General features: G+C 65.1%; 10 protein-coding genes. 5 read left to right on the top strand and 5 right to left on the bottom strand.

Annotated elements, in window-relative coordinates:
* Positions 1-299 precede the first annotated feature (299 nt).
* The 3 genes from K9F62_09440 to K9F62_09430 all read right to left on the bottom strand — a co-directional run bounded on the left by K9F62_09440 (position 300) and on the right by K9F62_09430 (position 3,290).
* Positions 300-1,382 (bottom strand): IS110 family transposase, encoded by a 1,083-nt coding sequence (locus K9F62_09440; protein ID UJX42875.1) that lies wholly within the window; start codon positions 1,380-1,382, stop codon positions 300-302.
* Between the two features lie 138 nt (positions 1,383-1,520).
* Positions 1,521-2,321 (bottom strand): DUF169 domain-containing protein, encoded by an 801-nt coding sequence (locus K9F62_09435; protein UJX42874.1) that lies wholly within the window; start codon positions 2,319-2,321, stop codon positions 1,521-1,523.
* A gap of 318 nt (positions 2,322-2,639) precedes the next feature.
* Positions 2,640-3,290, bottom strand: coding sequence for a SagB/ThcOx family dehydrogenase (locus K9F62_09430; GenBank protein UJX42873.1), 651 nt, complete (start codon positions 3,288-3,290; stop codon positions 2,640-2,642).
* Between the two features lie 147 nt (positions 3,291-3,437).
* Here K9F62_09430 and K9F62_09425 point away from each other — a divergent pair, with 147 nt between their 5' ends.
* Positions 3,438-5,534: a PAS domain S-box protein gene (locus tag K9F62_09425; GenBank protein UJX42872.1), complete on the top strand. Its 2,097-nt coding sequence runs from the start codon at positions 3,438-3,440 to the stop codon at positions 5,532-5,534.
* A 69-nt stretch (positions 5,535-5,603) separates the two neighbouring features.
* Here K9F62_09425 and K9F62_09420 read toward each other — a convergent pair whose 3' ends face one another.
* Both K9F62_09420 and K9F62_09415 read right to left on the bottom strand, forming a co-directional pair.
* A complete protein-coding gene (locus K9F62_09420) occupies positions 5,604-8,714 on the bottom strand; it encodes a multidrug efflux RND transporter permease subunit (GenBank protein UJX42871.1) in 3,111 nt (1,036 codons plus the stop codon).
* Between the two features lie 247 nt (positions 8,715-8,961).
* Entirely contained in the window at positions 8,962-10,146 is a 1,185-nt protein-coding gene (locus K9F62_09415) for an efflux RND transporter periplasmic adaptor subunit (protein UJX42870.1), read from the bottom strand.
* 246 nt (positions 10,147-10,392) lie between these two features.
* On the opposite strand from K9F62_09415, the gene K9F62_09410 reads away from it, so the two are divergent.
* The 4 genes from K9F62_09410 (at position 10,393) to K9F62_09395 (ending at position 13,337) form a co-directional block, all read left to right on the top strand.
* Complete coding sequence (locus K9F62_09410; GenBank protein UJX42869.1) at positions 10,393-10,809, top strand: hypothetical protein; 417 nt, start codon at positions 10,393-10,395, stop codon at positions 10,807-10,809.
* Between the two features lie 81 nt (positions 10,810-10,890).
* Entirely contained in the window at positions 10,891-12,429 is a 1,539-nt protein-coding gene (locus K9F62_09405) for a methyl-accepting chemotaxis protein (protein ID UJX42868.1), read from the top strand.
* Positions 12,430-12,460: 31 nt separating this feature from the next.
* The gene (locus K9F62_09400) at positions 12,461-12,655 is read left to right on the top strand and encodes a hypothetical protein (protein ID UJX42867.1); all 195 of its coding nucleotides are present in this window, start codon (positions 12,461-12,463) and stop codon (positions 12,653-12,655) included.
* Between the two features lie 82 nt (positions 12,656-12,737).
* Entirely contained in the window at positions 12,738-13,337 is a 600-nt protein-coding gene (locus K9F62_09395) for a hypothetical protein (GenBank protein UJX42866.1), read from the top strand.
* Positions 13,338-13,374: the final 37 nt, after the last annotated feature.

Raw genomic sequence — 13,374 nt, 5'->3', positions numbered from 1 at the left:
CCGCTAAAAGTCTTTCCTATGTGGCCCGAAGTCAAGCCGGCTGATGCAGTCTAACCGCCCGTTTCCTATTCGCGCCCGAAGCGCCAAGTACCGATTCGGTAGTTTTCGGATTTTCGCCATTTGAGAAACGCCGCCATGCGGCCAGACTTTTCCGCGACCAATCCGAAAAATTGTTGGCTGTTAGGCTTTCAGTCTTCCCCGTTCGTTGCCACAGGTCCTTATTGGCGCTGCAATACCCTCTTGGCGTGTAAGGAGCGCGGGGCTTCACAGAGCCGGCGTGATTCTCGCCCGCCGCCGTTTCACGCTACGACTGGCTCAAATCGGTACGCTCTTTTCTCCAGGCTCAGCCGCCACAAAATGATGGCCAGTTTTCGGGCCAAGGCTGTGATGGCCTTTTGGGCCAAGCCGCTTTTCCCCAGCAGCTTGTGATACCAGGCCTGAGCCTTCGGATCGTGTGCGCGCCATTTCCAGGCCGCCTCCACTAAAAGACTTCGCAGTTTTGTCTGCCCCACCGGCCGCAACCTGGCCCGGCCCTTGCTTTCGCCGCTCTGGCGCACCATGGGCGCAAGTCCCAGATAGCTTGTCACCTCTTCGGCCCGGCTGAAACGTTCCGGCTGAAACAACTCCAGGCGGAATGTCGCGGCGATGATCGGCCCCACACCGGGCACGGTGCGCAGACACTTGATGACCTTGTCATGCTCAGTTTGGCGGCAAATGGTCTCAAGTTGCTGTTCGACGAGAACCAATTCCCTCGTGATGGCGTGCATCTCTCGCACATAACTTTCCAGGGTAAACCGCGCGGCTTGATGCATGGGCAGTTTAAGCAGGGACGCTACAGCGACCTTGCTCCAGTATTTCAGATTGGGAGGTTCGGTGAGGCCCAAAAAAAGCAGATGGGAATGGATGCGAAGTTTCACACGACGCAGGTCGTCGGCCAAGTCGTGTCGCCGGCGTTCCAGACTCCTCTGCGCTTCTTGTTCTTCCGTCGGTACGGCGATGGGACGCAGCATCCCCTTGGCGGCGTAATCGGCCAATTTGACGCAATCGAGCCGATCTGTTTTTGCGCCCCAGATCACGGGGCGGGGAATACGGCTGGGAGCCGCCACCAAGTTGGGGATGCCCGCTTTGGTAAGCGCCCTGGCCAAGTGAAATCCGGTTGGCCCGGATTCACTGGCCGCCATGGCCACGGTGATGCCCAACGCGGCCAATTTGTCGATCAAAGCCTGCGGGCTCGCCGATAGCACCAAGGTGTGGACAGCCCCATCAACGCGGCGCAATGCCACAGAATAACTGTTCTTATGGATATCCAATCCGACAAAAAAAGATCGACCTTGAGAAGCCTCTACAAACGCCTGAAGTTGGGATATCGCTTGTCCTGCCATGTTGGTCTCCTCGCCTCGTTTGTGCCCAGACGCACGTTTACTGGCACTATCAGCCAGTTTGAGGGTCGAGGCCAACATGGTATTTGGAAGGGGGGTCCGGGGGGAAACTTTTCTACAGAAAAGTTTCCCCCCGGCTCTTTACTCCGTAGCCGCGACCGGGTCCTTGGCTTTCTTGAAGACGATCAGCGGGCAGTTCTTGCAGATGTCCGCGCCCGGGAACGGGTGGCCGATGCGGGTGATGGCCGCGCCGCCCTCGCGCTCCTTGCGGGCCTTGAGCCGGGCCACCACGCGGCCGATGTCCTTGCCGGGAATGGCCACGTTGATCTCCCCGCGCTCGGTCTTGCCGGCGTTGTAGCTGCCGCTGCAGGCCAAAAACACGTTGGCCTCGCCGGAGTTGTAGACGTAGACGTTGCCGGCGCAGGCGGCCGAGTTCATGGTCATGTTGGGGCGCAGGGGATGCTTGTCCATGACGGCCATCCAGTCCACGACCAGGTGGTAGGCCTGCATGTTGTCGCAGTAGAAATGCACCGCATCGGGCGGGAAGGCGGCGTCGGCCAGGGGCGAGACGACAGCGGCCAGGAGCCCTTCCTTCAGGCGCGGCTTGCTGCGCACGAAGCGTTCGGCCTGCTCCAGGTTTTCGCAGTATTTGAGGTGGCCCTTGATTTCGCCCGCGTCGATGTCCTTCCAGCCGAAGACGCACTTGGCGTTGGAGCAGCCGAGCTGTTCCTTGCCCACGAGCACGGTGATGCCCTCCATGCGCGCGCCGATTTCGGCCTGGCAGAAGGTGAGCGCCTTGGCCGGCAGGTAGTAGGAGACGCGCTCCTTGAAGTCGTCAAGCTCGGCCTGATCGAAAAAGTATTTGACGGCAATCGGATAGTGCATGAGCCGCAGCTCGTCCATCAGCACGTGCTGCATTTCCTGATACGAAAGTTCTTCCATGACGACTCCTTTTGTATGGCAATGCAAGGAAAAACGCCCGGGCGTCCGGACTTGCGCCGGCGGCGCCGCGCCATCGGGCGACCGTAACGGCTTTGCGATGCTAGGGGAGGTAGCGATTTGAGCAAGGCACTGTCAACAACAAAGCGCCCTTGCCTGATTTATCACGTGAGGGGTGTTGCTTGCGGGCCGGACCAGCAGCATGCTTGTGATTTTTGGCACAAGTGTGCTGCGATTATCGTGGTGCCGGAATGCGGACAACCGCTGCTATCTTGCGCTGATCCAGCATCCACGAACACCATTTATAAGTAAAGCGTGATGTCAGGCCTTGGGATAGCCCACGGTCTGGGCCAGGGTGACGCGCCGGGTCGCGGGCAGCCCCATGGCCGCGGCCAGGGCCGCCGTATCGATGCTGGCCCGCACCACCGTGGCCAGGTCCATGGCCGCGCAGTAGAGGTAGACGTTCTGGCTGATAAAGCCCGTGTCCGTGCCGGCGTAAAAAAGCTTTTCCTCCGGCGTGGAGCCCGCCACCTTGTCCATGTCGGCCACGTAGACGAGATCGACCGGGGCCGTGGCGGCAAAGGCCTGCTTGCCGGTTACGGCCCGCAGGTCGGCGTCCTTGACGCGGGCGAGGGCATGGTCCTTGGGTTCGTAGAGAAAAAGCCCGTCCGCCTTGGCCACGTAAACGGCGATCTCCTGGCGGTTCATGGCCGTCGGCGCGGTATGTTTGCCGATTTCCGGACGATTGACGCCGTTTGCCACCCATAAAAGTCCGGACAGCACCGCCTCGGGCAGGGGCCGGGCATCGAACTGCCGCCGGCTCTGCCGGTTTTTGAGCGCCTCCTCCAAGGTCTTGGCCCCGGGAGTTGCCGGGGGAGGTAGCGCTACGCCACGAGCGGCCAGGCTTACGCCGGGCATGCCGCAACAGGCGGCCATGGCCCCCGCCGTCATAAGAAATTTTCTGCGATCCATACGGGTACTCCTTGAACGCCCTGCATCCGTCATCGCTCCATAACGCCAGAGCCCGCCACGGGCAACCGCTCCCCCGCCCCTTGCCGGAGCAAGGGAAAAGGACCATACGTATGGTAGACGGCGTAACCGCAAAGAGCCCCGACCGCCATGCCCGATTGCCCATCCCCATCCGCTCCGCGTTTCCCCTGCGACGCCGGAGACATGCTCACCGCCCTGTGGGAAGCCGCCGGCGATCTTGTCATGCTCCTCGACGCCGAGGGCCATCTGGTGTCCATCAACGAAAAGGGCCTGGCGCTTTTGGGCCGCAGCCGGGCGGAGATCGTGGGCCGGGACTGGTTCGAGCTGGCCCTGCCGCCCGACGACCGTGACACCATGCGGCTTTTGCATCGCGCCCTTCTCGACGGCGAGGTGTCCGTCCGGGACGTGGCGCCGGATCAGGCCATCCACACCGCCCAGGGCTGGCGACGTCTGCGCTGGAGCCTGGCCCTTATCGACGGTCCCGACGGCCGGCCGGCCATGGTGCTCGCCTGCGGCCGGCAGGTGGACGCAATGAACCAGGTCGCGGCGGCCCTGCGGGAAAAGGAGCATGAGTACCGCGACATCCTCGACGCGGCCAACGACGCCATCTTCATCCAGGACCCGGCCACGGGCCTGACCCTGGACGCCAACGAGCGCGCCATTTCCCTCTATGGCTACGGCCTGGACGAACTGCGCCGGATCACGCCGGAGGGGCTCAGCGCCGGCTATCCCCCCTATTCCGAAGCCGATTCCCTGGCCAAGCTCGATCAGGCCCGCCGTGGCCAACCCCAGCTTTTCGAGTGGCTGGCCCGCGACAAGACCGGCCGGCTTTTCTGGATCGAGGTCAACCTGCGCCATGCCGTGGTCCGGGGGCAGGACCGCATCATCGCCGTGGCGCGCGACATCACCGAGCGCAAAAACGCCGAGCGGGCCCTGCTGGAAAGCGAAAAAAAATTCCGGCAACTGGCCGAAACCATCGGCGAGGTGTTCTGGCTGGCCTCCCCGGACCTCAAGCGCATTTTCTACATCAGCCCGGCCTACGAGACCCTCTGGGGCAGATCCCCGGTCAGCCTCTACGCCTCGCCACGGTCCTGGCTCGACAGCGTCCATCCCGACGATCGGGACAAGGTGCTCGACCACCTGACCCGCCTGGCCGCCGGCCCGCCCGCCCAGGGGATCTTCCCCGATTTCCGCGTGGTGCGCGCCGACGGCGGCGTGCGCTGGGTGCAAGCCCGCTATTTCCCCGTGGCCGACGCCTCCGGGGTGATCTCCCGCCTGGCCGGCACCATCGAGGACATCACCGACAGCACCCAGACCCGCCTGGAGCTGGAGCGCGTCAACGAACGCCTGGAAGACATGGTGCGGGAGCGGACGCGCACACTCAACCGCATGAACGAGGAGCTCATCCACGAGGTCATGGAACGCCGGGAGGCCGAGGCGGCCATGGCCCGGGCCAAGGAGGCGGCCGAAGCGGCCAGCCGGGCCAAATCGGAATTCCTGGCCAACATGAGCCACGAACTCCGCACGCCCATGAACGGCATCCTCGGCATGGCCCAGGTCATCGGCCAGACCGGGCTCACCGACGATCAGCAGGGCTTCCTCAAGGACATCGAGGAATCGGCGGCCTCGCTGCTCGCGCTGATAAACGACATCCTCGACTTTTCCAAAATCGAGGCCGAACGCCTGGAACTGGCCCACGAGCCCTTCGGCTTGCGCGCCGTGCTGGCCTCGGTGGAAGCCACCCTGGGCGTGCTGGCCCGGGAGAAGAAGCTGGAACTCTCCGTGGACGTCTCCCCCGAAGTGCCGGACATGCTCATGGGCGACGCCGACCGCCTGCGCCAGGTGCTGATCAATCTCGTCGGCAACGCCATCAAATTCACCGAACACGGCGGCGTGGTGGTCCAGGTACAGTGCGTGGAAGCCTGCCGGCCGGCCGAGGCGATTGTGCGCGGCATGCGCCAGGAGCTGCTCTTCTCCGTCAGCGACACCGGCATCGGCATCCGCCCCGAGGACACCTCCCGCATTTTCGAGGCCTTCACCCAGGTCGACGGCTCCTACACCCGGCGCTTCGGCGGCACGGGGCTGGGGCTGGCCATCACCCGACGGCTCGTGGCGCTCATGGGCGGGGAACTCACGGTGGACAGCGTGCCGGACCAGGGCTCGGTTTTCACCTTCACCCTGCCCTTCGATCTGGAACAGCTCCCCCCCGATATTGGCGACGCGTAGCCGACGAGCGCCAGGGAAAAGCCCCGTCCCCCGCGACTTCCTGTCCTGACGTCAACTCTTCGGAGACGCCTACCGCCGCAGCCGCTCCACGGCGCGCTGGATGAAGCAATACAGCGCCGGCACGAAATAGACGCCAAGGATGGTGGCCGCGACCATGCCGCCGAAAACCGCCGTGCCAAGCGCATGGCGGCTGGCCGCGCCCGCCCCGCTGGCCACCATCATCGGCACCACGCCGAGGATGAAGGCGAAGGAGGTCATGAGGATCGGCCGGAAACGGAGCCTGGAAGCCGAAACGGCGGCCTCTTCGGCCGTATCCCCGGCCTCCCGGCGCATCTTGGCGAATTCCACGATCAGGATGGCGTTTTTGGCGGCCAAGCCGATGAGCATGACCAGCCCGATCTGGGCGTAGACGTTGTTGTCGAGCCCCCGCAGCATCTGCGCGCCCATGGCCCCGAACACCGCCAGCGGCACGGCCAGGATGACCGCGAACGGCACGGCCCAGGATTCGTACTGGGCGGCCAGGACCAGGAACACCATGACCAGGGCCAGGGCGAAGATGTAGATGGACTGGCTGCCGGAGCGGACCTCCTGGAAGGCGATGCCGGTCCAGTCGTAGCCGAAGCCCTGGGGCAGGTCGGTGCGGGCGAGGGTCGCCATGGCGGCCAGGGACTGGCCCGAGGAGAAGCTGGGCGGGGTCGCGCCGGAAATCTCCACGGTCCGAAACAGGTTGAAACGGCGGATGTATTCCGGCCCGCGAATGGATCTGGTCTGCCCCAGGGTGCTGAGCGGCACCATCTCCCCGTCGGCGCTGCGCACGTAAAAGCGCTCGATGTCGCGCGGACTGGTGCGAAAACGCGGCTCGGCCTGGAGCATGACCCGGTAGGTGCGGCCGAACTTGTTGAAGTCGTTGACGTAGAGGCCGCCGAGATAGGTCTGGAGCGCCTCGAACACGTCGCTTGGCGGAATGCCAAGGGTTTGCACCTTGTCGCGGTCGAGGTTGTAGAAAAGCTGGGGCACATCCACGCTGAAGTCGGAAAAGACGTTGGCCACGGCCGGTTGCCGCCGGGCGGCATCCATAAAGGTATAGGCCACCCTGGCCAGTTCCTCCACCTTGCCGCCGGTGCGGTCCTGCAACTCGAACTGAAAACCGCCGGTGGTGCCGAGCCCGGGGATGGGCGAAGGGTTCAGGCCCATGACCACCGCCTGCTGGATGCCGGTGAAAAAGTCCTTGGCCCGGCCCATGGTCGCGTCCAGGGAAAGCTGCGGCGTGGCGCGCTCGTCCCAGGGCTTCAGGATGACGAATAGGGCGCTGGCATAGGAGCTGTAGGTGGCGGTCAGCAGGTTGTAGCCGCCAAGGGACAGGACGTCGGCCACGGCCGGGTCGGCGGCGATATGCTCTTCCAGGCGCTTGACCACCGCTTCGTTGCGCTCCAGGGACGCGCCCTCGGGCAACTGGGCGTTGACGATGAAATAGCCCTGGTCCTCGTCGGGAACGAAGCCCGTGGGCACCGTGGTCAGCAGCCAGTAGGTGCCGCCGACCAGCGCCCCGAGGGTCACAAGCGTCACGAGAAACAGGCGGATGGCCGCGCGCACCCCGGTCGCATAGCCGTTGGTGGTGGCGGTAAAAACACGGTTGAAGCCGCGGAAAAAGGCTCCGAGCGGCCCCTTGGGCGTGCCGGCCGGGCGCAGGATCAGGGCGCAAAGCGCCGGCGAGAGCGTCAGGGCGCAAATGGCCGAGAGGGCCACGGACACGGCCAGGGTCAAGGCGAACTGCTGGTACAGCCGGCCCGTCACCCCGCCCATGAAGGCCACGGGCACGAAGACCGAGATCAGCACCAGGGAGATGGCGATAACCGGCCCGGCCACCTCGGCCATGGCCGCCCTGGTGGCTTCCCGGGCGGGCAGCCCTTCGTGATCGATCTTGTGCTGCACCGCCTCCACCACCACGATGGCGTCGTCCACGACAATGCCTATGGCCAGCACCAGCCCGAACAGCGTCAGCGTGTTGATGGAAAAGCCGAAGACCTGCATGAAGGCGAAGGTCCCGACCAGGGACACCGGCACGGTGAGCATGGGGATGAGCGTGGCCCGGCCGTTTTGCAGGAAGACGTAGACCACGAGTAGCACCAGGACCACGGCCTCGAACAGGGTCTTTATGACCTCGTGGATGGAGGCGGTAACGAACTTGGTGGTGTCGTAGGGGATGGTGTAGGCGACGCCCGGGGGAAAATAGGTCGCCTGCTCGGCCATGATGGCCCGGATCTGCTTGACCACTTCCAGGGCGTTGGCCCCGGGCAGCTGGAAAATCTGGATGGTGCAGGTGGGCTTGCCGTTTAAGCGGGTGAAGGCGGTGTAGCTCTGGCTGCCGAGTTCCACCCGGCCCACGTCGCGCACCCGCACGAGCTGCGCGCCCTTGCCCGAACGCACGATGATGTCGGCGAATTCCTCGGGATCGGTCAGCCGGCCCTTGACCTGGACCGTGAGCTGGAACTCCTGGCCCGGCGGGGCCGGGGGCATGCCGATCTGGCCGGCCGGGGCCTGGACGTTTTGCTGGCGGATGGCGTTCGCCACGTCCGAGGCGGTAAGCCCCAGGCGCGCCAGCTTGTCCGGATCGAGCCACACCCGCATGCCGTAGTCGCGCTCGCCGAAAACGGCCACATTGCCCACCCCGGGCACCCGGGCCAGGGCATCGGTGATGTTTATCTTGGCGTAGTTGTTGAGAAAAAGCGTGTCGCGGCTGCCGTCCGGGGAATTCAGGTTGATCACGAGCAGCATGTCCGGGGACTGCTTCTTGACCGAAATGCCGCGCCGGACGACTTCGGAGGGCAGGCGGGAGTTGGCCAGGGCCACGCGGTTTTGCACGTCGACCGTGGCCAGGTCGAGGTCGCGGCCGATATCGAAGGTGACGTTTAGGACCATGCGCCCGTCGTTGGAGCTGACGGAATTCATGTAGAGCATGTCCTGGGCGCCGTTGACCTCCTGCTCGATGGGGGTGGCCACGGATTCTTCCACCACCTGGGCGCTGGCGCCGTCGTAGGTGGCCGTCACCTGGACCGTGGGCGGCACGATCTGGGGGTACTGGGCGATGGGCAGGGTCAGGATGCAGATCGCCCCGACCAGGGTGATGACGATGGACAAAACGGCCGAAAACACAGGCCTTTCAATGAAGAAATTGACCATGACCGTTCGCCCCCCTCAGGCTTGCGTTCCCGTCGACTTCCGTTTGGCCGGGGAGAGGGGTACGCCCGCGCCCCCCTCTCCCCGGCCCAGGCCATACGCCCCATGCTTTTACAAGCAGCCACCGCCTCTTCCCTTCCATGCCCTACCAATCGCGCCCGGCACATTCCCCTTGAAAAGTTTTTGGGGAGGGTGGGGGTCCGGGGGAGGGAACCCTTTTTTTCAAAAAAGGGTTCCCTCCCCCGGTTCCTTATTCTTTTCCTCCCCCCTCCTTCGCCAACGGCGGCGCGACCTTGACGACGGCGCCGGGGCGCACCTTGGTTATGCCTTCGACCACCACCATATCGTCCGGGGTCAGGCCCGAGTCGATGACGAAGGAGCCGTTCTGGCTGCCGCCGAGGGTCACGGCCTTGGCCTCGATCTTGTTTTCCGGGCCGACCACGTAGACCGACTTGCTGCCCTGGACGTCGAAAATGGCCCGCTGGGGCACGAGCAAGGCGCCCTTTCTGTTTTCCAGAAGCACCCGGACCTTGCCGAACTGCCCGGGCTTCAGGATGCCGTCCGGGTTGGGGAACACGCCGCGCACGCCGAGCGTCCCGGTCTTGGCGTCCACGGCCCGCTCGGCCATATCCGCCTCGCCGGGCAGCGGATAGGTCGAATCGTCGGCCAGGATGAGGGTCAGCGGAAAGTCCTGGGCCTTGCCGCCGTTGCCGGCCTGCATGGCCTTGACCAGTTCCAGGTAGTCGCGCTCGCTGATGGAGAAATCGACATAGATGGGATCGGTGGAGGAAATCTCGGCCAGAAGCGTGTTGTCGCCCTTGCCGACCAGGTTGCCGACATTGACGAAGGCCTTGCCGATGCGCCCGGTGATGGGGGCGCTTATCCGGGTGTAGCCGAGGTCGCGCTCGGCCGTTTCCACGGCGCTTTTGGCGCTCGTCACGCCCGCTTCGAGTTCGTGCTGGCGGGTGAGCTTGGTGTCGTATTCATCGCGGCTGACCGCGCCCTGCTTGTAAAGCTTCTCGAAGCGCGTGAAATCGACCTGCGCCCTGGACAAAAGCGTCTGCTGGCGGGCCAGCTCGGCCCGGGCCTTTTGCAGGCTCTCCTGGTACTGGCGGGGCTCGATGACGAAAAGCAGGTCCCCCTTTTTCACCACGGAGCCTTCGGTGAAAAGCCGCTCCTTGAGATAGCCCTCCACCCGGGCCCGGATATCCACGTTCTCCTTGGCCGCCAGCCGTCCCACATATTCGGCGTAAACCGGCACGTCGGCCACGACCGGCTTTTGGGCCGCGACCATGACGGCCACGGGCGGCGACGCGGCGGCCTTCTCCTTGTCGGCATCCCCGTTGCCGCAGCCCCAAAGCAATAAAAGACCCAACACCGCCGGCAACAGACAGGCAAAACGCAGGAACGGGATGCGACGTCGGCTCGGGGGCATGCGCAACTCCTTGTTTCTACTCTGCGAGGATAAAGGGCCTATTGTCGGGATACGGCATTTTGCCATGCGCCGGCAACCCCCGGCCGCAGTTGTTTCCAATATCACCAAAAATGATCGCTGCGAGATGACCGGGAGACCATGCGCCTGTACGGCGGCCATCACGGCACAAAGCGCATCCGTGACGGTTTACTCTGTCGGGGAAAAAACATAGAAAATAAAACCAACCCATAACCCGGGAGACAACCCATGCGTCGCATCACCGGCATCGCCTGCATCGCGGCCCTAACCCTGTGCCTTTGCGCCTGCAACGGCCTCAACGCCATCGGTCCCAAGGACGCCTCCGGGAAACCGTCGGTGTACGCCAGGGTCGAAAAAGCCCCCAACCCGCTGCTTGTCGGCTGCTACGTCAGGAGCCGGCCCAGCGAGTACAACCGGCCCAACAAGTACGAATTCTGTCTGGTGAAGGAAGGCAGCGGCTACGCCATGCTGTACTACGTGATGGACGGCAAGAGCCTGGCGACGTTCAAGGATTGGACCGGGGCCGTCATCAACGGCGACTCGGTCACGGCGGAGTACGACGGCTCGCGTTATTTCGTCAAAGACGGCCTGGTGTGGCAGATGACCACCACCGGCGGGCCGCACCGCATGCTGCGTATGAACTGACGGACGCGGGGCGGCGCGAGACGGCGTGCGCGATCGGGACGAACTGTTGGCTGGGCCTGACCTTCAGGCGAGGGGGAAAACATGTCCGGACGGCTGTGGTTGTTTTTTGGCGGCGTGGCCTGTTCCCTGCTCCTGGCCGTTTTGGCCGGCTGGCTTTTGGACGCGCCCGGGGCGGCCCTGCTCGGCGGGGTGTTCCCGGCCGCCGTGGCCGTTGCCGGGGGGATCGCCGCCGCCCTGGGACGGCGCAAGACCCTGGAAGGCCTGGGCCGGGTCCTTGCCGACATCGAGGCCGGGCACACGCCCGCCGGCGACGACGCGCCCCCCGAACTGGCCGGGGTGGTCGCCGCCCTGGCCCAGTCCTCGCGCACCACGCGGGGCTTTTTAAACGGCATCACGAGCGGCCTGCCCATCCCCTTCCTGCTCGTCGATCCGGACGAGCGCACGCTTTACACCAACGAAGCGACCATGCGCATGCTGGAGATCGACGCGCCGCCGTCGAGCCAGACCGGACGCACCCTGGCCGAGGTCTTTTACAACGAAACAGGCCGCGAAACCGTGGTCGGCAAGGCCATGCGCCAGGACATGGTCTTCTCCAACAAGGAGGTGACCATCACCGGGCACAAGGGCGGCCGGCGCAACGTCTTCTACAACGTCTTTCCCCTCAAGGACGCGGCCGGAACGGTCATCGGCGGGCTGTGTCTCTACCTCGACGTCACCGAGCTGCGGACCAAGGAGGACACGCTTTGCCGGCAAAACGAGCGTACGACGGCGCGGGCGGCCAAGGCCGGAGAACTGGCCGGCGACCTGGCGGGGACGGCCAAGACCCTGGCCGCGCAGGTCGAACAGGCCAGCCGGGCGGCCCGGGACCAGCGCGAGCGCCTGGAGCGGGTGGGCGAGGCCGTGGAACAGCTCGGCCGCTCTTCCCGCGACATCGCCGAACAGGCCGGCCAGACCGACACCGTGGCCAACCAGACGCGCCAGCAGGCGGCCGGGGCGGCGAACGTCATGGCCAGGGTGCTTTCGGGCATGAAACAGCTGTCCCAAAAGGCCGGCGACCTCGGCGGGCACATGGCGACCCTCTCCGGCCAGGCCAAGGAGGTCGGCGGCATCCTGGACGTCATTTCCGACATCGCCGACCAGACCAACCTGCTGGCGCTCAATGCCGCCATCGAGGCGGCCCGGGCCGGCGAATCGGGCCGGGGCTTCGCCGTGGTGGCCGACGAGGTCAGGAAGCTGGCCGAAAAGACCATGGCCGCGACCAAGGAGGTCGGACGCAACGTCACGGCCATCCGCGACAGCGCCGAGACCAACAACCGGGTCACCGGCGAGGCCGTGGCCCTGGTCGCGGAGACCACCGGCATCGCCGGTGAGGCCGGGACGGCCCTGGGCGCCATCCTGGAGCTGGCGGATACGACCTCGGCCCATGTGCGGGCCATTGCCGGGGCGGCCGCATCGCAGACCGCCGCCGGCGACGAGGCCGGCCGCCATGGCGGGGAAATCGCCGGCGCGGCCGCCGACACCAGCCAGGCCATGGAGGCCTCGGCCCGGGCCGTAGCCGATCTGGCCCGGGTGGCGACCGACCTGGAAGCGCTTTTCACCGAAGTCGACGCCGCCGGATGACACTCGCTTTCTTTCAGGCTATGACGACCCCATGTTGGAGACAATTCTTGTTTTCGCCTTGCTCTTCCTGATTCTCAGCATATGCTTATGGTTTTTCATCCGCCAAAGCGTACGCAAGCGCCATGACATCATCGCCCCGGGGAAATTCGACTTCGACGCGTTCAAGGCCCGAGAGATCAACCGCCGGGGCATCCACGACAGGACCCGCTTCAGCAACAAGCACTAACCGCGAGGGATCGCCCCGCCACGGCCCGGTGCCCGGATCGGCCTTGACGCCATGCCCGTGCCGCGCCCCCAAGGAGTCCGCCATGTTTCGTTGCCGCGCCTTCGTCCTTTTCGCCCTGCTGCTTTTGGCCGCGCCGACCGCCGCCCGGGCCGAAACGCCGTCCAACCTGGCCGGCATCACCCTTGGCGACGCGGCCAAAAGCTACAGGGGCCGCCTCACCCTCGCCCGGGAGCGCCCGGTCCAAAACGCCCCCTGGATGCGCCGCATTCCGCTCAAGCCCGACAAGTACTTCTCCTCGGGCTACGTCCTGGTCGGCACCTGCGCCGCGCCGGGGCGGGTGGCCAGGATCAAGGCCCGCTACCGGGACGGCAGCCTGGATTTCTTCCGCCGCATCAGCGGCGAGCTGCTTTCACGCTACGGCGACCCGACCGAATACAAGGGCGAGCTCGACGGCCGGATCATGGGCAACAAGTGGGGCTATATCGATCCCTGGACCCGCCCGGTCAGCCTGATCGTACAGCATGTCGAGGGCGAGGACCCGGAAACCGGCGCCGGCAACACCATCAAGCTCACGAACTGGGGGCTGCTCGAAGCCGAACGCGCCTGCTGGCAGGAGCGCCATCCCGCGTCCGCCCGCAAAAAAGGCCCGACCGGCGCGGATCACGGCTACATACCCCGCTAAACGCATCCGGGCTTGCCAAACCACGGCCAAAGGTGTT

It is taken from the genome of Desulfovibrio sp. JY, from assembly GCA_021730285.1.
Taxonomy (GTDB): domain Bacteria; phylum Desulfobacterota; class Desulfovibrionia; order Desulfovibrionales; family Desulfovibrionaceae; genus Solidesulfovibrio.
The sequence above is the reverse complement of the archived record's forward strand: the minus strand, read 5'-3'. Positions and strand labels throughout refer to the sequence as shown.

Excerpts from the sequence above, each read along its gene's own strand:
- K9F62_09420 (UJX42871.1), bottom strand. The coding sequence starts at position 8,714 with ATGGTCAATTTCTTCATTGAAAGGCCTGTGTTTTCGGCCGTTTTGTCC.
- K9F62_09425 (UJX42872.1), top strand. The coding sequence starts at position 3,438 with ATGCCCGATTGCCCATCCCCATCCGCTCCGCGTTTCCCCTGCGACGCC.
- K9F62_09435 (UJX42874.1), bottom strand. The coding sequence starts at position 2,321 with ATGGAAGAACTTTCGTATCAGGAAATGCAGCACGTGCTGATGGACGAG.
- K9F62_09405 (UJX42868.1), top strand. The coding sequence starts at position 10,891 with ATGTCCGGACGGCTGTGGTTGTTTTTTGGCGGCGTGGCCTGTTCCCTG.
- K9F62_09430 (UJX42873.1), bottom strand. The coding sequence starts at position 3,290 with ATGGATCGCAGAAAATTTCTTATGACGGCGGGGGCCATGGCCGCCTGT.
- K9F62_09400 (UJX42867.1), top strand. The coding sequence starts at position 12,461 with ATGTTGGAGACAATTCTTGTTTTCGCCTTGCTCTTCCTGATTCTCAGC.
- K9F62_09440 (UJX42875.1), bottom strand. The coding sequence starts at position 1,382 with ATGGCAGGACAAGCGATATCCCAACTTCAGGCGTTTGTAGAGGCTTCT.
- K9F62_09410 (UJX42869.1), top strand. The coding sequence starts at position 10,393 with ATGCGTCGCATCACCGGCATCGCCTGCATCGCGGCCCTAACCCTGTGC.
- K9F62_09395 (UJX42866.1), top strand. The coding sequence starts at position 12,738 with ATGTTTCGTTGCCGCGCCTTCGTCCTTTTCGCCCTGCTGCTTTTGGCC.
- K9F62_09415 (UJX42870.1), bottom strand. The coding sequence starts at position 10,146 with ATGCCCCCGAGCCGACGTCGCATCCCGTTCCTGCGTTTTGCCTGTCTG.